Raw genomic sequence first — 16,141 nt, 5'->3', positions numbered from 1 at the left:
AGATACGGGCACTCGCCCGCTCGGCGACCCGTTCAGTGGTCAGCTCATTGATTCGCTCGTGGCGTATCCGGACCTTGGACGTGATGCGATCCATGCAGAGATTCAGAGCTCCTTGCGGAGATCGCGGAGGATCTCCTTCGTGCGATGTGCTGTAGCGGACTGAGCCGCCATACGGTCCATGACCTCCAGGTGGGTGGCCACCTCGCTGCGCGAATCCAGATAGATCGCGCCGGTCAGGTACTCGCTGTAGACCATGTCCGGGAGTTCCGGCACGGCAAAACGGAAAAGCACGAAGGGCCCGTACGTGCCCGGGTGCGGCCCCGAGGAGAAGGGGGCGACCTGGATCGTCACGTTGGGCAGGTTCGTGGCTTCGAGCAGTCTGTCGATCTGCGCGCGCATCACCTCCGGGCCGCCCACCGGGCGGCGCAGGACGGTCTCGTCCATCACGACCCACAGCCGGGGCGCGCCGTCACGGGTGAGCAGTCCCTGGCGTTCCATGCGCAGCGCGACGTGGCGCTCGATGTCCTCGGGTCTGGTCTGGCCGATGGCGCCCGATGTCAGGACACCGACCGCGTACTCCTCGGTCTGCAGCAGGCCGGGGACGAAGTGGGGCTCGTACTGGCGGATGAGGCTCGCCGCGCCCTCCAGGCTGACGTGCATGGAGAACCAGCCGGGCAGCACGTCGTGGAACCGCTGCCACCACCCGGGCTGGTTGGCGTCCTCGGCCAGCTGGACGAACGCCTCGGCCTCGTCGTCCGAGACGCCGTACGACTTCAGGAGGAGCTGGAGGTAGGGGATCTTGAGGGCGACCTCGGCCATCTCCATACGGCGGACGGTGGCGGGGGCGACCCTGAGGATGCGTGCGGCCTCCTCTCGTCGCAGGCCGGCGCGCTCCCGCAGGTCCAGCAGCCGTCGGCCGAGGACGACCTGTCCGACCGTCGGCGCGGACCGCGGTTCGCTCACGCTCCACCTCCATCGAGCACCGGCGTGCGCCGGTGAGGGTTCCTGACAGCCCGGCGGCGCCACCGGGATTCCATTCGAAGGCTTATTCGAAAACCTACCGAAAGTCCCAACTGGCGCCGCTCCGAGTGCTGTTGCGAGCAGTGTGCCACGCCGTTCCACTCCGTCACACCGCACTCTGCATTTTTCAGAGTGACACTTGCCAAGTGTTCACGGCGGGGAGATAGTGGCAAGCGTGATTCCGTCCCCGCCCTTAGGAACAGACGCCGCCGCGGACCGCTCCGGTCCCGGGGCCGCAGCCGTGCTGCGCCCCGGTACGGCGGCCGAGCGCCGGTTCCGCTTCGAGCTGGCCGCCCATCCGGGCTCGCCCGCGCAGGCCCGCCGCCTGACGCGCGCCCGGCTCACGGGCTGGTCGGTCTGCGAGGACACCTGCGACACAGCTGCCCTGGTCGTCACCGAACTGGTCACCAACGCCATCGTGCACACCGCGAGCAGCCACATAGTCTGCGAGCTGCACGACGGCGACGACCTGGTGCGTATAGCCGTGCGTGACGAGGGCTGCGCACCCGGTGTGCCCCATCAGTCACCGCAGCGCCCCGACGACGAGCAGGGCAGGGGACTCCTGCTCGTCGAGGCCATGTGCAGGGCCTGGGGCGCCCAGGAACACGGACCCGGCCTGCTGGTCTGGGCGGAGCTGGCCCGAGCGGCGGTCGACACCGACTCCACGGCGCCCCGCGGCGACCTCGGCTGGGGCGCGCCACCGCCCCGCCCCGGCACCGCCGGCGACCCGGAACCGGAGCCCGCGGACGACACACAGGCACACCACGGGCGCTCCGGACACCATGGACGCCACCGGTTTCAGGGCCACGCGACAACGGGGACGGGGACAGAGGCCGAATGGGTGTAAGGGGTTCGTCCACGGGGGCCCGGGTCGTCAGCATGGACACGCTGGTACGCGTGAGGCGCGGCCTGCACGGTCCGCCCCGTACGGGCACCCCCCTGCGTCTTCCCATACCGGACGACATGACCGCACCCCTGGGCTGCGACGCGGTGGCGGTGCCCGCGCGCTTCGGCCCGCAGATACTCCCCCGGCTACCCCGCGTGGGCTGCGTCTTCGCGGACGCGAGCCACTGGTGGTGGCTCGTTCCCGCGGACTCCGACTACGCCCTGGAGTGGCCGTCCCCGGCTCACTACGCCACCGGAGCGGTGGTCCGTGACGCCTCGCGTGTCCCGCCCCTCCTGCACCGCCCGCACGACACTCTCCCGTACACCCCGCCGATACCGCTCTACCTCGCCCTGTGCCAGGTGACGGGGACGATCCCGGCGTGGTCGAGGCCGATCAGCGCCTGAAGCCCTCCCCCGAGGGCCCGGCGGCCGCCTCACTCCCCCGCGACAGCGCCCCGGACGATCACGAGGAACGTGTCCGTGGCGAGGTCCATGACGACCTCCGCGGCCAGGCCCTCGAGCCGCCGCGCCTGCGCGAACTCCTCCGCGGGCCAGGAACCGCGCGGCCCGCCGGCGGGAAAGCGTTCGAGCACCTTTCGCCCGTTCACCCTGCACCTCCATGTAGCGCTGATCTCATAGACTTAAACGCTCATCATGGGGAAAGGGCCTCGCCCAGTGACCGTACTGAGACGTAGTTGACACCCGTTCACCGCCAGATGTGAGGATCACCTCACCCTGTTACATCCCTTGCGCCCTTTTTTCAGGTGGGGTCGTACTCCTGAATCCGCCTGCCGTGGCTCCGGTCGACGAGCGCGGGCAGCCGTTCCGCCAGCTCGCGGACGATTTCCGGCACGTCGAGGGTGAGCAACTCGCGGTCGTGCATGAGGACCCGGCCGTCCACGATCGTCGTACGGACGTCCGAGGAGCGGGCGCTGTGGACGAGCGTGGCGGCGAGGTCGTGCACGGGCTGGGTGTGCGGACCGGTGAGGTCGACGAGGATGACGTCGGCCTTCCGCCCGGGTGCCAGACTGCCGATCCGCTCGCCGAGTCCCACCGCCCGCGCGCTCTGCAGCGAGGCGTGGTGCAGGGCCTGGCGGGACGTCAGCCAGCGCGGGTCGCCCTCGGTCGACTTCTGGATCAGCGAGGTGAGGGCCATGGATTCCCACACGTCGAGCGAGCTGTTGGAGGCGGCGCCGTCGGTGGCGAGGCCCACGGGGACACCGATCTCGCGCAGGGCCCGTACCGGGGTGGTGGTCGGCCAGGCGAACCTGAGGTATCCGCGGGGCGCGGTCGCCACGGCCGTACGTCCGTTCGTGCGTGCCAGGACGGGGAGGTCGCGCTCGACGATGCCGGTGCCGTGCGCGATGAGGACGTCGAGGTCGTCGGCCAGCAGACCGGTGCGGGCCAGGATCTCGATCGGGGTGAGACCGTGCCGGGCGAGGCTGGCGTCGGTCTGGTCGCGGTTCTCGGCGGCGTGGAGGTGCACGGGAAGCCCGTGTTCGCGGGCGAGGTCCGCCGTGGCGGCGAGGTCGGCGTCGTCGACGGTGTACGGGGCGTGCGGGGCGAGGGCCGTGGTGACGCGTCCGTCGGCGCCGCCCCGGTGCCGCAGCGCGAACTCCAGCGACCTCTCCCGCCCCTGGGGCCCCTGCGAGGAGAAGTACGCCTCGCCGAGATGCGCCCTCATCCCGCACTCCTCGACCACCGCGGCGACGGTGTCCATCGAGAAGTAGTGGTCGGCGAAGCAGGTGACACCGCCGCGGATCATCTCGGCGCAGGCCAGCCGCGCGCCCAACTCCACGTCGACGGCGGTGAGGTTGGACTCGATCGGCCACACGACGTCGTTGAACCACTCCTCGGTGGGCAGGTCCTCGGCGATCCCGCGCAGCGCGACCATCGGGGCGTGCGTATGGCAGTTGATGAGCCCCGGCATCGCCAACTGCCCACGCGCGTGGATGCGTTCGACGGCATCAGGGAGTTCGACGCCCACGCCGATCGCCTCGATGGTCCCTCCGCGTACGACGATCGAGGCGTCCTCGGCGAACTCGATCCGCTCGTCGCCGCCGGAGTGGAGGAGGGCGGTGCAGTCGGTGATGACGAGGTCCGCGGGAGCAGCGGGAGATGGCGTCATGCGGCCACCGTACGACGCGCTCGTGGCGGCGGGCGGCGCGAACCGTATGAACGAACGGGCGGCACCGGGCGAGGTCAACCGGCGAGCGGTGTCCCGTCCGCCCCCGATGTCCGCGTCCGGAGCCCGGCGCGCTCGCGCCGTTCGGTGAGTTCGTCCAGGAGTTCGGTGAGGTGTTCGCTGTGCCGACGGGTGAGGTGTCCGGTGTCGTCGAGGTGGACGGCACAGGCGGTCGCCGTGTCGACAAGTCGTTCGAGGGTGGCGGCGACCTCCTCCGTCCCCTCTGTGTGCCGTGCCAGGGCGGGCAGTTCGGCCGCGGAGTGCGCGATGGCCGTACGGGCCTCGGCGAGCGCGCGATAGGCCTCGCGGCGCAGCATCCAGCGCGCGTGCCGGTCGTCCGAGCCGCTCAGCACATGCTGGAGGTACGCCTGAGCGGCCTCGGCGGCCCGCGCCAGCCGCGCCCGGACGCCCCCGCCGCGCTGCCCGGGCATCGGGAGATGTCCGACAACGAGTACGAGGGCACACGCGACCAGCGTCTCGAGGATCCGGCTCCACGACGCCTGGGGCTCCCCGCCCACCATCACGAGGGCGAGCACGAGCACCGTGACGACGGCGGTCTGGGCGGCGAAGTGCCGGGTGGCGACCGGGATCAGCGCACCGCACACGGCGACGAGCGCGACAAGCCCCTCGGGGCGTGGCAGTACGGCGGCGAACCCGGCGAAGACGACGGCCCCGAGGACGGTCCCCGCCGCCCGGCACAGGACGCGTGAGACGAGCGGCCCGAGGTCGGGCTTGACCAGGAAGACGGCGGTGGCCGGAATCCAGTACCAGTGGGCGTGGTGCGTGGCCTGCGCGACGGCGGCCCCCGCCCCGAAACAGAGCGCCACCCGCAGCCCGTACTCACGCCCACCCGCGTCGACGGCCGTGCGCAGCAGGGCAGCGACGGTACGGCGCCGCGTGTGCAGGTCGTGCGTGTCGCCGCCCCGGTCGAAGGCGTCGGCGGCGTGCAGCAGGGCGTCGTCGAGGGCGCGCAGCCCCGGCGCGGAACGGGCGGGGGCGGGCAGCGGCCCGGTGTGCGTGTTGGTCCGTACGGCGGCGGCGAGGCGGCGGGGCCCTTCCGCCACGCGCGCGTGGAGGGCGTCCCCGGCCCAGGCGAGGGCGGTCGCCGCCTCGGCGATGGGCAGCGCGGCGGCGTACTGGGTGCGCAGCCGTCGCTCGTCCGCGGAACTGGCGTACTGGCGCAGCCGGGGCCCGCCGAGGGCGTCCTGGGCGTGGTCGAGGGCGGCGGTGAGGGCGACGCGCCCGGGGCCGGCCTGGTCCGTACCGGCGGCGTCGAGGAGGTGGGCTATGGCGTCGTACACGGCGGCGACGGCGGCCCGTTCACCGTCGAAGCGGAAGTCACCGGCGCCGGAGCCGGGGGTGGGGAGCGCGAGACGCAGGACGAGCAGCCAGCCGGCGCCCGCGACGAAGAACAGCGCCCGTTGCCAGCCGGGCTCGGGCAACGGCATCCCGGCCCCGATGGCGGCGGCGACGAGCAGTTGCGTACCGGCGCCGGACGCGACGGTCCCGATGGCGCTGATGCCGCCCGCGAGGAGCCCGAGGCCGGTGAGGAGAAGGGTCAGCGGTACGGCACCGAACTGCTGTCCGGCGTACGTCCCGATGACCAGCCCGAGGGCCCCCACCGACGCGGGCACACCGAGCCGCCTGACGGAGGAACGCCGACTGCCCGGCCGGTCGTTGATCCCGGCGAGCATGGCACCCAGCGCGGCGAGGACACCGAGGGAAGTGCGGTCCGCCAGTACGCCGACCAGCAGCAACGGCCCTGCGGCCAGCGCACCCCGGATCACCGCGTTCCAGGGCACGGGGCCGCGCTGGGCGCGCAGCGCGTGGGCGAGCCAGGGCGGCAGAGCGAGACGTGGGCGCGGACTGCTGGGGCGGGACACGGGGCTCCTGTCGGGCGAGGGCGGGGGTGCGATGCCTTCGGGCGACGATGGCCGGGCTGTGCTCCAGCGTAGATCGGGTCGGTGGAGGAGATGGGGCGCTGGTATTTCGGGGATGTGACGGTCGCCGCGAAACCCGCGTTCTTTATGAACGCAACAGGAGCAGAGGGCTGGGACGGAGCCCGGGGCAAGACGGTGGTCGGGGCGATTGTCAGTGGTGGGCGCTTCAATGGGAGATGTCGTCACAGAGAGTTACGACACAGCTACGGGGGAGGTGGCCATGGCCTGCCATGCCGAGAATCGGGGCTACGAGGAGAGCCACGGACAGCAGGACGATCAGGGTTACGAGGAGGAGGACGGGCAGCGGTACGTCTCGTTGGCGGGACTGCGGACTCGCGGGTGGACCGGCGGGATGGTGCACCGGCTGCTCGGGCCGCCGGACCGGCTGAGTGTCAATCCACGGTTCAGGGCGGCGCCGCAGGTCCGGTTGTACCGCGTCGAGCGGGTCGAGGCGGCCGAGCGGACCGACGAGTTCCAGAGGGTGGCGGCGACTTCGGCTCGGCGGTCGGAGGCGGTGCGCAGCACGGTGCGGCGACGGCGGCTGGAGGTCCTGGAGCGGATCAGGACCGAGCCGATCGAGGTACCACGCCTGGAGCCGGGCAAGCTGGCCCTGCGGGCGGTGGAACACCGGGCACGCCGGGAGGCGGCGGCCGACGGCCGGATCGAACCGGTCGGCAGCAACTCCGCACCGGACACGGGTCACGGCGGCCGAGCCACCCTCGCCCCTTGGAAGGTCGAGTATCTGAGGCACCGGATGAGCCACTACGACCAACTACTGGACGGCCTGCCGGGAGGCGAGCGGGACTCCGGCCGGGCCGAGGCCGAGGAACTGCTCCGCCGACGGATCTGCGCGGCCATCGCCGAGGCGTACCCACCGCTTGAACAGGAGTGCGAGAGGCAAACACGCGATCAATGAGCGGGTCCGTCGCCAAGGTGAACCCCCGGATGAGATCCCCTCCCGGACCGGACAGACACACCACCCACGTCCCTACGCTCCGGCCATGGAAGATGATCTCGCCCTGCGCGTGCACGAACGCCTGACGGCGTGCCCCGGCCTGCGCGCGGTCGGGCCCGCCGAAGGGCACCGGTTCGAACTCTGGGACCTGGCCTCACTCGCCGAGGGCGCCCTCGGCGGGTGCACCGACCCGGACTCGATCACGGTCGCGCACGAGAAGCGGTTACGCCTACGGCTCGGGGCGTCCGGACGGGAGTACGAGCACAACGACGACTACCGCAGGAGGTACTGGATCTGGGACACCGCCGGAGACACGCGGTACGGACGGCCGACGGGGCCGCTCGGTACCGTCGCCGTGGACACCTGGCCGAGCGGTGTGGGCTCGCTGCGCGTCTCGTCGCTGTACGTCCACCCCGTGGCCCGGAGGCGCGGCCTCGCCTCGTCGACGCTGGACACGGTGTACGAGGCGTGCCGCGCCGAGGGCATGCACGGCTTCCGCCTCGACACGTGCTGGACCTGGCAGCGGAGTGTTCGCTACTACCTCAACCGGGGCCTGTGGGTGACGTCGTGGAAGCACGCGCTCGGGCTCGCCCGCCTGTCGTATCTACCCCGGTACGAAGTCCGGGACGACAAGGGCGAGTTGACGTTCCTTGTCACGCCTCCGGATGCGCGCACGCCTGGCGACACCGTCCCACTGCTCGTCGCCGACGCGGTCGACGGGCGGCTGCGCCTGCGGGAGACCGAGCACTATGCCCGTACCCGCGATGAGCTGAACGCCGTCCGGTACTACGCGCGGTCGACGCTCGCGCTGCATCTCGCCGTGCGTGGACTGCCGTTGGTGAGAGGGAAGGAGGAATGGGCCGAGGCGGTCTCGGGCCGGTGGTGCGACATCGGCGACCCCGAAGGGCTCGCACAGAAGATCGAAATCTTCGAACAGGTCGCCCGCGACGACGGCTGGCGACTCACGGGCCTGTACGACCGACAGGAAATCCGGGTGCACCCGACACCCGGTACTCCGCATGATCGGTAGGTCGTCGGTGGGCAACCCACGCGCCCGCCCTCGTTTTCACTGTCCCGTCTCCCACTCCTCGCCTCCCGCCGTCCTCCAGGAGTCCGCCGTGATCAAGCGCGTAACCGTCCCCGGCCTGTTCCCGCCGCCCGTCTACTCCCACGCCTCCGTCGTCGAGGCCGGCACGCGTATCGCGTTTCTCTCCGGCTCCGTGCCGCTCGACGCACACGGGCGGCTCGTCGGCGCGGGGGATCCTGTGCGGCAGGCAGGGCAGGTGATCGCCAATCTGGGCGAGCAACTGCGGGCGGTGGGCAGTGACTTCGCGCATGTCCTGTCGACCGATGTGTACGTCGTGAGCGGCGAGACCGAGGTACTTGCCGCCGTCTGGAAGGTCGTCGAGGCCTCGGGCCTGTCCGCCGGACCTCACTCGTCGACCCTCCTCGGAGTGGCCTGCCTCGGCTACCCGGGCCAGTTGGTGGAGATCACGGCAACGGCCGCCGTCCCGGAGATCGCCCTCCGCCGCGCGGTGGCCGGCGATGCCCGCGCCGCGGCCGACGTGTTGCTGCGGTCCAGAGCCGTCGCCCTGCCGACCGTCGCCTGGCCGCGATCCGACGACGAGGTCCGTGACTACTTCCACAACGTGGTGGTTCCCCACCGCGAGACCTGGGTCGCGGAGGCATCGGCCGAGGACGGGATCGTCGGCGTGATGGTGCTCGCCGACGACGAGGTGTCCCAGCTGTACCTGCTCCCGGAGTGGCGTGGGCGCGGCATAGGTGATCTTTTCGTCGCCCTCGCGAAGGAGCGCAGCCCTGGCGGACTGTCCCTGTGGACCTTCCAGGTCAACAAGCCCGCCCACCGCTTCTACGAACGCCACGGATTCGTCGCCGTCGAGCACACGGACGGCAGCGGAAACGAGGAGCGGGAACCGGATGTGCGTTACGCCTGGCGGCCGAACCAAGAGTGAGGAGCCCCGCTCTCACTCCCCCGGTCGCCCCCAGCCCCGTCGCTTGGGCAACGGCTTCGCGTAGCCGCCCGCACGGCTCGTCGTCAGTCCCAGCGCGACCAGCGACTCGGCCAGCTTGACCGCCGCTCCCACCCCGTCGACCACCGGCAGCCCCAGCTTCTCGCCGACCGCCCGCTGCAGGCCGGTCATCCCCGCGCAGCCCAGGACGAGGACCTCGGCCCCCGCCGCGACCGCCCGCTCGGCCGCCGCGACGAACGCCTCCTCGGTCCGCCGGTCGTCGCCCAGTTCGAGGACGCCTAGGCCGGTACCGACGACGGCGGCGCAGTTCCGGCCGACGCCGGCGGTGTCGAGGCTGTCCTCGATCTGTCCGCACGACCGCTCGAGGGTGGTGACGACCCCGTACCGCCGCCCGAGCAGACAGGCGAGGTGCGCGGCGGCCTCGGTGATGTCGACGACGGGTACGTCCACCAGCTCCCGTACCCCCTCCCGCCCGTGCTCCCCGAACCCGGCCATGACGACGGCGTCGTACGGATCCTCGTACGTGCGCAGGGTGTCGAGGACGGCGGCGGCCGAGAGATAGCTGTCGAGCCAGCCCTCCGCCGACTCGGGGCCCCACGCGGGGGTGAGACCGCGCACGGTGGTGCCCGGGCCTGCGGCGGCCCGGGCACCTCGTACGATCTCCTCGGTCATCTCCTGCGTCGTGTTGCAGTTGGTGACGACGATCCGCACGCTCAGCCCGCCACAGAAGTGCCGGAGGTGGGAGCGGACGGCTCGTCGTCGACGGCCGCTGCCCGCTCGTCGCGGCACAGGAGCGCGTACAGCCCCGCCGCCAGCGCCGTACCGATGAACCACGAGTACGGGGCCACGTCGCTGAAGTCCTTCACCAGGGCGAGTACCGCCGCGACGCCGGCCGCGGGCAGGAAGGCCCACAGCGCCTTGGGGTTGACGCCCTTGCGGTAGTAGTAGCGCGATCCGGGCTGGGCGTTGAACAGTTCGTCGACGTCGACGCGACCCTTCTTGACCCAGAAGTAGTCGAGCATGATCACACCGAACAGCGGTCCCAGGAAGGCACCGAGTCCGCCGAGGAAGTACTGGACGACCGTGGGGTTGGAGAAGAGGTTCCACGGGGTCACCACCAGCGCGGCGACCGTGCTGATCATGCCGCCGACCTTGAAGGTGATCTTCTGCGGCCAGACGTTGGCCAGGTCGTAGGCGGGTGAGACGAAGTTGGCGACGATGTTGACGCCCATGGTGGCGACGGCGAAGGTCAGGGCCGCCAGTACCAGCACCCAGGTGTTGCCGACCTTGGCGACCAGCTCCGCCGGGTCGGTGATGGCCTCGCCGAACACCTCGATCGAACCGGCGGTGACGATGACCGAGACGATCACGAAGGCCGTCGAGTTGAAGGGCAGCCCCCAGAAATTGCCGCGCTTGACGGTCTTGTAGTCGGGCGCGAAGCGCGAGAAGTCGCAGAAGTTGAGCATCAGCGTGCCGTACGTGGCGAGGATCAGCCCGATCGCGCCGAACCACTGCCGCCACTGCTCGCCGACCGACACCGGGTGCGGGGTGGAGGTGAGCGAGATACTCCATCCGGCCTTGGCGAGGATCCAGACGGCGAGCGCGATCATGACGAGCCAGATGGCCGGCCCGCAGAAGTCCTGGAACTTCCGTACGGACTCCATGCCCTGGCTGATGATCAACGCCTGGATCAGCCACAGCGAGACGAAGGACACCCAGCCGAGCGCGTCGAGCCCGAGGAAGGAGCTGTGCGTCCAGGATTCGAGGCCCGGCCAGGCCGCGAGCAGCATGACGTTGACGGCGACGGAGGCCAGGTAGGTCTGGATGCCATACCACATGATGGCGATGACAGCCCTGATGAGCGCGGGAATGTTGGCACCCCAGACACCGAAGCTGATCCGGCTGACGACGGGGAACGGAACGCCGTGCCGCTGGCCGATCTTCCCCATCCAGTTCATGCCGACGTAGATGATCACGAAGCCGACGAGCAGGGAGGTGAAGATCTGCCAGACGTTCATACCGAGGACCAGCAAGCCCGCCGCGAAGGTGTAGTTGCCGAGGTTGTGGACGTCGGACATCCACATCGCGAAGAGGTCGAAGACCTTCCAGTTGCGCTTGCCCGCCGGCGCGAGGTCTTCGTTGGTGAGCCGGGGATCGGGGACGAAGGCTGGGGTGGTGCCGATGGCTTCGGCTCTGTCGGCGAGGGACACGGGGGCTCCATGGGCGAGAGGACGGGGCGGGAGAGGCGGGGGGAGCGGAGGCGGAGGGGGTGGTCACCTGCGGGCGGTTGGGCGGACGGGGCTTTTCTTGGGGGAGAGCGACAAACGGCAGCAGACCGCAGCAGAGTAGATCGGAACGGAGTTAGCTGCGACGCGTTTGGTATACCAAACTGCGCACATGCTCCTCCCGTCAAGAGTCCGGTCCGATGTCCGCTCTGTTACGGCTCCGTAAATCACGCCCGGGTCGGCGAAGATGGGCCCATGACGAAGATCGAACCGCTCGGAGCGGTGCGCGAGCGCGTCCTGGCGGCTCTGCGCGAGGAGATCATCGCCGGTCGGCTCGGCCCCGGTGACCGACTGGTCGAACGCGAACTGGCCGAACGCTTCGGGGTGTCCCGGGTCCCCGTCCGCGAGGCGATCCGGGCCCTGGTCGCCGAGGGCTTCGTCTTCTTCGAGACCCCGCGGCGCACGGTCGTACGCCGTCTCACCCCGACCGACGTGGCCGAACTCTTCGAACTGCGTGAGGCGTTGGAGGTCTACGCGTCAGGCCTCGCCGCGTCCCGCGCGACCCCGGCGGACCTGGCCGAACTCGCGGAACTCCTCGACCGGGCCGCCGCGGCGACGGCGGCGGACGACGCGGAGACGATCACCGACGTCAACACCCGCTTCCACGACCGCATCCTGGCCACGGCCGGCAACAGCCTGCTGATCTCGGTCATGGAACCGGTCGACGGCAGACTCCGCTGGCTCACCCGCCGAAACGAGGAGTGGCCCCAACTCCTCACCGAGCACCGCGAGCTGTACGACGCGATCGCGTCCGGCGACCCGGCACGGGCCCGCGCCCACGCACTGACCCACGTCCAGGCCAACCACCGCTCGACGGTACGGCACCTCTTCGGAACGGAGGGCGAACTGTGAGCGCCCGTACGGTGATCGGCGCTGCCCGCACCCGCCCCTGCACCCTGATCGTCTGCCGTGGCTGCTGCTGCGGCGACCCACGCAAGTACCCCGGCTACGACCACGACTGGCAGCTGGAGCGACTGCGGGCGGCGGCCACGGCCTCCGGCGGCCGCCTCGCGGTCCGTACGACGGACTGCCTCGGCCCCTGCGACCAGGCGAACGTCATCGTCGTACAGCCGTCGGGCGAGGGCCGCAGGCGTGGCGGGAAAGCCGTGTGGATCGGCTGGTCGATGGGCGACGACTGCACCGACGAGATACTCCGCTGGGCGGAGGCGGTCGGCCCCGGCGTGGCCCCTCCCCCGGCCACGCTGGAACTCCAGTTCGTACTGTCGGCGGGCGAACGCACCCGTGCCCGTCGCCGTTAGCCGACGGCTACGGCTGAGCACCGCCCCCTACGGCTGGGCCGACTCAGCCGCGGGCGGCGTACCGGTCCGTGGCCGCCACCAGCTCGTCCACCATGCCCGGCGCTCCGGCGTTGTGGCCCACCTCGTCGACGACGATCAACTCGCTGCCGGGCCAGGCATGATGGAGCCGCCACACCGTGCCGAGCAGGTTCCCCGGGTCGAGGCTGCCCTGGACGAGGGTGCCGGGGATGCCCTCGAGCAGGTGCGCGTCGCGCAGTACAACACCGTGCGCGCCCTCGTTCCCGTCGCCCAGGAAGTGGTCGTTGCCCCAGTGGTGGGTGACGGTCCGGGCGAAGCCCATGCGGAACACCGGGTCCTCGTAGCGCGGTACGGAGCGGGGCGGCGCCGGAAGCATGGCCGTCTCCCAGTCGGTCCACGCCCGCGCGGCGCGCTCTCGTACCTCTGGGTCGGCCGACTCCAGCAGCCGGTTGTACGCGGAGGCCAGATTCCCGTTCCGCTCGTCCTCGGGCACCCCGGCACGGAATTGCTCGAACGCCTCGGGGAACAGATTCCCCAGTCCTCTGGTCAGCAGGGCCACTTCGGCATCGGAACCGGTCGCGACCGCGGTGAGCACCAGCTCGGACACGACATCCGGATGCGTCTGGGCGTAGCGAAGCCCAAGCACCGAACCCCACGACACGCCCCAGACCAGCCACCGCTCGATCCCCAAGTGCCGCCTCAGCAGCTCGAGATCGGCCAGGATGTGGGCCGTCGTGTTGACGCTCATATCGGTGTCGTACGCGCTCGCGTGCGGCGTCGAACGCCCGGCCCCACGCTGGTCCAGCAGCACGATCCGGTACGCCGCCGGATCGAAGTACCGCCGGAAGTTCGCGCTCGCTCCCGACCCCGGCCCACCGTGCAGCATCACCGCGGGCTTGCCCCGCGGGTTGCCGCAGACCTCCCAGTAGACGCGGTTGCCGTCGCCGACTTCCAGCATGCCGTGGTCGTACGGTTCGATCTCCGGATACAGGCCCATCGGGGCAACGTAACGCGCCCGCGCCGGTCCGGTCGCCCCATTTTCCGCGCAGCCGCTCCCGCTACCGGTGGGGCAGGCCGGCGGCGCTCGCCGCGTCCCGCAGTACGTCCTGGAGCATCGTGGGTGTGAGGCGGCCGGTGAAGGTGTTGCGCTGGCTGACGTGGAAGCACCCGAAGAGCCGCAGCCCGCCGCCGAGCGTGACCCGCGCCCCGTGCCCGAAGGCGGGTCGCGGACGCGGCACGCTCCAGCCGGCCGCGTCGAGGGCGGGCAGCGTCGCCTGCCAGCCGAACGCCCCGAGCACCACCACGGCCCGCAGTGTCGGCCGGAGCAGTTCCAGCTCGCTCAGCAGCCACGGCCGGCAGGCGTCCCGCTCCTCGGGCGTCGGCTTGTTGGCGGGCGGGGCGCAGTGCACGGGCGAGGTGATGCGTACGCCATGCAGTTCGAGCCCGTCGTCGACGCTCACCGACGTGGCCTGCGAGGCCAGCCCCACCTCGTGCAGCGCCGCGTACAGCACGTCTCCCGATCGGTCCCCGGTGAACATCCGCCCGGTCCGGTTCCCGCCGTGGGCAGCGGGCGCCAGTCCGACGATCAGCAGCCGGGCATCCGGCGGCCCGAACCCGGGCACCGGTCGCCCCCAGTAGTCCCAGTCGGCGAAACCGGCCCGCTTGGTACGGGCGACCTCCTCCCGCCAGGCGACCAGCCGGGGGCAGACCCGGCACCCGGCGATCCGCTCGTCGAGCAGGGCCAGCGCGGTCGGCCCGGTCAGCCCGGTTGCCGGATCACTGGTGTCCATGGGTCCACGGTAGAACGGCGGAGAGGAACCGCCGCCGCGACCGGAGAAACCCGTCTGGTCCGCCCGATCCGGCGTACTAAGGTCGGGGGCATGGCATCTGGCAGGGCTCCCGAGGGCGCGAACACCGAAGACGGCGCACAGGCCGAAAACGGCGCACACGTCGAAGACGGCACCGCCGCCGAGACGGCACCGGCCTCCCCGGCGGTGGCTGCGGCGGACGCAGCCGGTCCGGCGAGCGGTGAGACCGTTCGCATCGACAGCTGGATCTGGTCCGTACGTCTCGTGAAGACCCGCTCCATGGGCGCGACCGCCTGCCGAGGCGGCCACGTCCGTGTCAACGGCGAGCGCGTGAAGCCCGCGTACGCCGTGCGCGTCGGCGACGAGGTGCGCCTCCGCCACGCGGGCCAGGAACGGATCGTCGTGGTGAAACGCCTGATCCGCAAGCGGGTCGGGGCGCCCGTGGCCATCCAGTGCTACGTCGACAACAGCCCTCCGCCGCCGCCCCGCGAGGCCGTCGCCCCGGCCGGCGTCCGCGACCGCGGCGCGGGCCGCCCGACCAAGCGGGACCGCCGCGAGATGGAACGCCTACGAGGTGTCGGCGGACCCGACGACGCCTCGTAGGACCGCCGCGAGGGCCCTCCCCGGAGGGTGGCCTCCCCGGAGGGTGGGCCCCTGATGCGTCGCACGGCACCTTCTACGCCTGGCGCCGCACCAGCCGCAGCAGATCCGCGTTGTGCCCTCGGCGGGCCCAGGCTATGAGCGTGAGCGGCACTATGAGGATCACCGGCGTCGCCGCGTACTGCCCGTCGAAGACGGTGACCTGCACGACGAACGCGCCGACCATCAGCGCACTCAGCGCCATCGCGGCCACCGACTGGAGCACCGGGATCAACAGGGCGACGGCTCCGGCCAGTTCGAGCAGACCGATGGTGTACATGCCCGCACTGCCCCAGCCCATCCTGTCGAAGGACTCGGCGGCCGACGGGTGCGCGATCAGCTTGGGCAACGCACTCGCGAACCCGAAGAACAGCGCCAGCACCACCTGAAGCGCTCGCAGAGCGATCCAGGCGCGCCGCGCCCGAGCGGACCCGGACCTGGTGGCCGTGGCGTCAGTGGTGGAAACGTCGGAGCCGGCGGTGAGGGTGAGGGGCGTGGTGGGGACGGGGGCGGTGGTCTCGGACATGGAGGTCTCCCGTGTGAGCGGTTGGGTTGCTTTCGCAGGGGTAGACCGACCGTCGCCCCAGAACTCATCGCCGCCCGGAGGTACTTCTCAGACCGGCCGCAGTGCCTGGTGCGGCCCGCTCGGGAGCTCCACCTTGACCGGGTCTCCGGGGCGCACCTCACCTCCTTCCGTCACAACGCTCATGACTCCGGCCTTGCGGACGACGTTCCCGGCGGCGTCCCGACCGATCACCTGCTTGAGCAGCCCGTCCTGGTATCCGTCGATCTGCAGGCAGGGATTGCGCAGGCCGGTCACCGTCAGCACCACGTCGTCGCCGATGTGCAACAAGGTGCCGACCGGAAGGCCGAGCAGATCGACGCCCCGGGTGGTGATGTTCTCGCCGAGTTCTCCGGGCGCCACCTCGAACCCCTGCTCAGCGACCTCGGCGAGGAGCTCCTCGTGCACGAGGTGCACCTGGCGCAGATTCGGCTGCGTGGGATCCTTCGCCATGCGCGAGCGATGCTTGACGGTCGTCCCGGCGTGTATGTCCCCCTCGATGCCGAGCCCGGCCAGCAGTCTGACGCTGTCCCGGTTCGGCTTGCTGAACGAGTACGCCCCGTTGCTGCTGACCGCCACCACTGTGCCGCTCAT

At 71.0% G+C, this 16,141-nt stretch carries 18 protein-coding genes and 1 pseudogene; 9 read left to right on the top strand and 10 right to left on the bottom strand.

From position 1 onward, the window contains the following. Positions 1–102: 102 nt before the first annotated feature. A complete protein-coding gene (locus tag PV396_RS00950; RefSeq protein WP_319199632.1) occupies positions 103–963 on the bottom strand; it encodes a helix-turn-helix transcriptional regulator in 861 nt (286 codons plus the stop codon). 223 nt (positions 964–1,186) lie between these two features. Here PV396_RS00950 and PV396_RS00945 point away from each other — a divergent pair, with 223 nt between their 5' ends. Together PV396_RS00945 and PV396_RS00940 are read left to right on the top strand one after the other, a co-directional pair. Then, the gene (locus PV396_RS00945; RefSeq protein WP_319199631.1) at positions 1,187–1,867 is read left to right on the top strand and encodes an ATP-binding protein; all 681 of its coding nucleotides are present in this window, start codon (positions 1,187–1,189) and stop codon (positions 1,865–1,867) included. Next, entirely contained in the window at positions 1,858–2,310 is a 453-nt protein-coding gene (locus tag PV396_RS00940) for a hypothetical protein (protein WP_319199630.1), read from the top strand. The genes PV396_RS00945 and PV396_RS00940 overlap by 10 nt, the downstream gene beginning before the upstream one ends. Positions 2,311–2,339: 29 nt before the next feature. On the opposite strand, the gene PV396_RS00935 is transcribed toward PV396_RS00940, so the two are convergent. From PV396_RS00935 to PV396_RS00925, 3 genes are all read right to left on the bottom strand, one after another. Further along, positions 2,340–2,513: a hypothetical protein gene (locus PV396_RS00935; RefSeq protein WP_319199629.1), complete on the bottom strand. Its 174-nt coding sequence runs from the start codon at positions 2,511–2,513 to the stop codon at positions 2,340–2,342. 152 nt (positions 2,514–2,665) lie between these two features. Further along, entirely contained in the window at positions 2,666–4,033 is a 1,368-nt protein-coding gene (locus PV396_RS00930; protein ID WP_319199628.1) for an amidohydrolase, read from the bottom strand. Between the two features lie 74 nt (positions 4,034–4,107). Further along, the gene (locus tag PV396_RS00925) at positions 4,108–5,973 is read right to left on the bottom strand and encodes an FUSC family protein (RefSeq protein ID WP_319199627.1); all 1,866 of its coding nucleotides are present in this window, start codon (positions 5,971–5,973) and stop codon (positions 4,108–4,110) included. A 277-nt stretch (positions 5,974–6,250) separates the two neighbouring features. Between PV396_RS00925 and PV396_RS00920 the strand changes: the two genes are divergently transcribed. The 4 genes and pseudogenes from PV396_RS00920 (at position 6,251) to PV396_RS00905 (ending at position 8,958) form a co-directional block, all read left to right on the top strand. Then, on the top strand, positions 6,251–6,946 hold the full coding sequence (locus PV396_RS00920; RefSeq protein ID WP_319199626.1) for a hypothetical protein: 696 nt from the start codon (positions 6,251–6,253) through the stop codon (positions 6,944–6,946). Positions 6,947–7,031: 85 nt separating this feature from the next. Continuing rightward, entirely contained in the window at positions 7,032–8,015 is a 984-nt protein-coding gene (locus tag PV396_RS00915; protein WP_319199625.1) for a GNAT family N-acetyltransferase, read from the top strand. Positions 8,016–8,103: 88 nt separating this feature from the next. Beyond that, positions 8,104–8,502: pseudogene (locus PV396_RS00910) on the top strand (RidA family protein); the annotation flags it as partial. Next, a complete protein-coding gene (locus tag PV396_RS00905; RefSeq protein ID WP_319200588.1) occupies positions 8,476–8,958 on the top strand; it encodes a GNAT family N-acetyltransferase in 483 nt (160 codons plus the stop codon). The pseudogene PV396_RS00910 and the gene PV396_RS00905, both read left to right, overlap by 27 nt. Positions 8,959–8,970: 12 nt before the next feature. Here PV396_RS00905 and PV396_RS00900 read toward each other — a convergent pair whose 3' ends face one another. Further along, positions 8,971–9,687, bottom strand: coding sequence for an aspartate/glutamate racemase family protein (locus PV396_RS00900; protein ID WP_319199624.1), 717 nt, complete (start codon positions 9,685–9,687; stop codon positions 8,971–8,973). 2 nt (positions 9,688–9,689) lie between these two features. After that, the gene (locus PV396_RS00895; protein ID WP_319199623.1) at positions 9,690–11,186 is read right to left on the bottom strand and encodes an NCS1 family nucleobase:cation symporter-1; all 1,497 of its coding nucleotides are present in this window, start codon (positions 11,184–11,186) and stop codon (positions 9,690–9,692) included. Between the two features lie 270 nt (positions 11,187–11,456). On the opposite strand from PV396_RS00895, the gene PV396_RS00890 reads away from it, so the two are divergent. Next, positions 11,457–12,113 carry a GntR family transcriptional regulator gene (locus PV396_RS00890; protein ID WP_319199622.1) on the top strand — a complete coding sequence of 219 codons (657 nt, stop codon included), beginning with the start codon at positions 11,457–11,459 and terminating at the stop codon, positions 12,111–12,113. Next, complete coding sequence (locus PV396_RS00885; protein WP_319199621.1) at positions 12,110–12,520, top strand: (2Fe-2S) ferredoxin domain-containing protein; 411 nt, start codon at positions 12,110–12,112, stop codon at positions 12,518–12,520. The genes PV396_RS00890 and PV396_RS00885 overlap by 4 nt, the downstream gene beginning before the upstream one ends. A gap of 43 nt (positions 12,521–12,563) precedes the next feature. Here PV396_RS00885 and pip read toward each other — a convergent pair whose 3' ends face one another. Together pip and PV396_RS00875 are read right to left on the bottom strand one after the other, a co-directional pair. Further along, positions 12,564–13,535: a prolyl aminopeptidase gene (pip, locus tag PV396_RS00880; protein WP_319199620.1), complete on the bottom strand. Its 972-nt coding sequence runs from the start codon at positions 13,533–13,535 to the stop codon at positions 12,564–12,566. Between the two features lie 61 nt (positions 13,536–13,596). After that, positions 13,597–14,328 (bottom strand): uracil-DNA glycosylase, encoded by a 732-nt coding sequence (locus PV396_RS00875; RefSeq protein ID WP_319199619.1) that lies wholly within the window; start codon positions 14,326–14,328, stop codon positions 13,597–13,599. Positions 14,329–14,418: 90 nt separating this feature from the next. Between PV396_RS00875 and PV396_RS00870 the strand changes: the two genes are divergently transcribed. Further along, entirely contained in the window at positions 14,419–14,949 is a 531-nt protein-coding gene (locus tag PV396_RS00870) for an RNA-binding S4 domain-containing protein (protein WP_319199618.1), read from the top strand. A 73-nt stretch (positions 14,950–15,022) separates the two neighbouring features. Here PV396_RS00870 and PV396_RS00865 read toward each other — a convergent pair whose 3' ends face one another. Together PV396_RS00865 and PV396_RS00860 are read right to left on the bottom strand one after the other, a co-directional pair. After that, the gene (locus PV396_RS00865) at positions 15,023–15,511 is read right to left on the bottom strand and encodes a DoxX family protein (RefSeq protein ID WP_319199617.1); all 489 of its coding nucleotides are present in this window, start codon (positions 15,509–15,511) and stop codon (positions 15,023–15,025) included. Between the two features lie 87 nt (positions 15,512–15,598). Then, on the bottom strand, positions 15,599–16,141 hold the full coding sequence (locus tag PV396_RS00860; RefSeq protein WP_319199616.1) for an MOSC domain-containing protein: 543 nt from the start codon (positions 16,139–16,141) through the stop codon (positions 15,599–15,601).

The organism is Streptomyces sp. ME02-8801-2C (genome assembly GCF_033793965.1).
Taxonomy (GTDB): domain Bacteria; phylum Actinomycetota; class Actinomycetes; order Streptomycetales; family Streptomycetaceae; genus Streptomyces.
Note: the sequence above shows the minus strand (reverse complement) of the source record. Positions and strands in the feature narration are given on the sequence as shown.

Bases quoted from the DNA above. Each gene is read 5' to 3' on its own strand.
- PV396_RS00930 (WP_319199628.1), bottom strand. From the start codon at position 4,033: ATGACGCCATCTCCCGCTGCTCCCGCGGACCTCGTCATCACCGACTGC.
- PV396_RS00865 (WP_319199617.1), bottom strand. From the start codon at position 15,511: ATGTCCGAGACCACCGCCCCCGTCCCCACCACGCCCCTCACCCTCACC.
- PV396_RS00940 (WP_319199630.1), top strand. From the start codon at position 1,858: ATGGGTGTAAGGGGTTCGTCCACGGGGGCCCGGGTCGTCAGCATGGAC.
- PV396_RS00890 (WP_319199622.1), top strand. From the start codon at position 11,457: ATGACGAAGATCGAACCGCTCGGAGCGGTGCGCGAGCGCGTCCTGGCG.
- PV396_RS00875 (WP_319199619.1), bottom strand. From the start codon at position 14,328: ATGGACACCAGTGATCCGGCAACCGGGCTGACCGGGCCGACCGCGCTG.
- PV396_RS00915 (WP_319199625.1), top strand. From the start codon at position 7,032: ATGGAAGATGATCTCGCCCTGCGCGTGCACGAACGCCTGACGGCGTGC.
- PV396_RS00870 (WP_319199618.1), top strand. From the start codon at position 14,419: ATGGCATCTGGCAGGGCTCCCGAGGGCGCGAACACCGAAGACGGCGCA.
- PV396_RS00860 (WP_319199616.1), bottom strand. From the start codon at position 16,141: ATGAGCGGCACAGTGGTGGCGGTCAGCAGCAACGGGGCGTACTCGTTC.
- PV396_RS00920 (WP_319199626.1), top strand. From the start codon at position 6,251: ATGGCCTGCCATGCCGAGAATCGGGGCTACGAGGAGAGCCACGGACAG.
- pip (WP_319199620.1), bottom strand. From the start codon at position 13,535: ATGGGCCTGTATCCGGAGATCGAACCGTACGACCACGGCATGCTGGAA.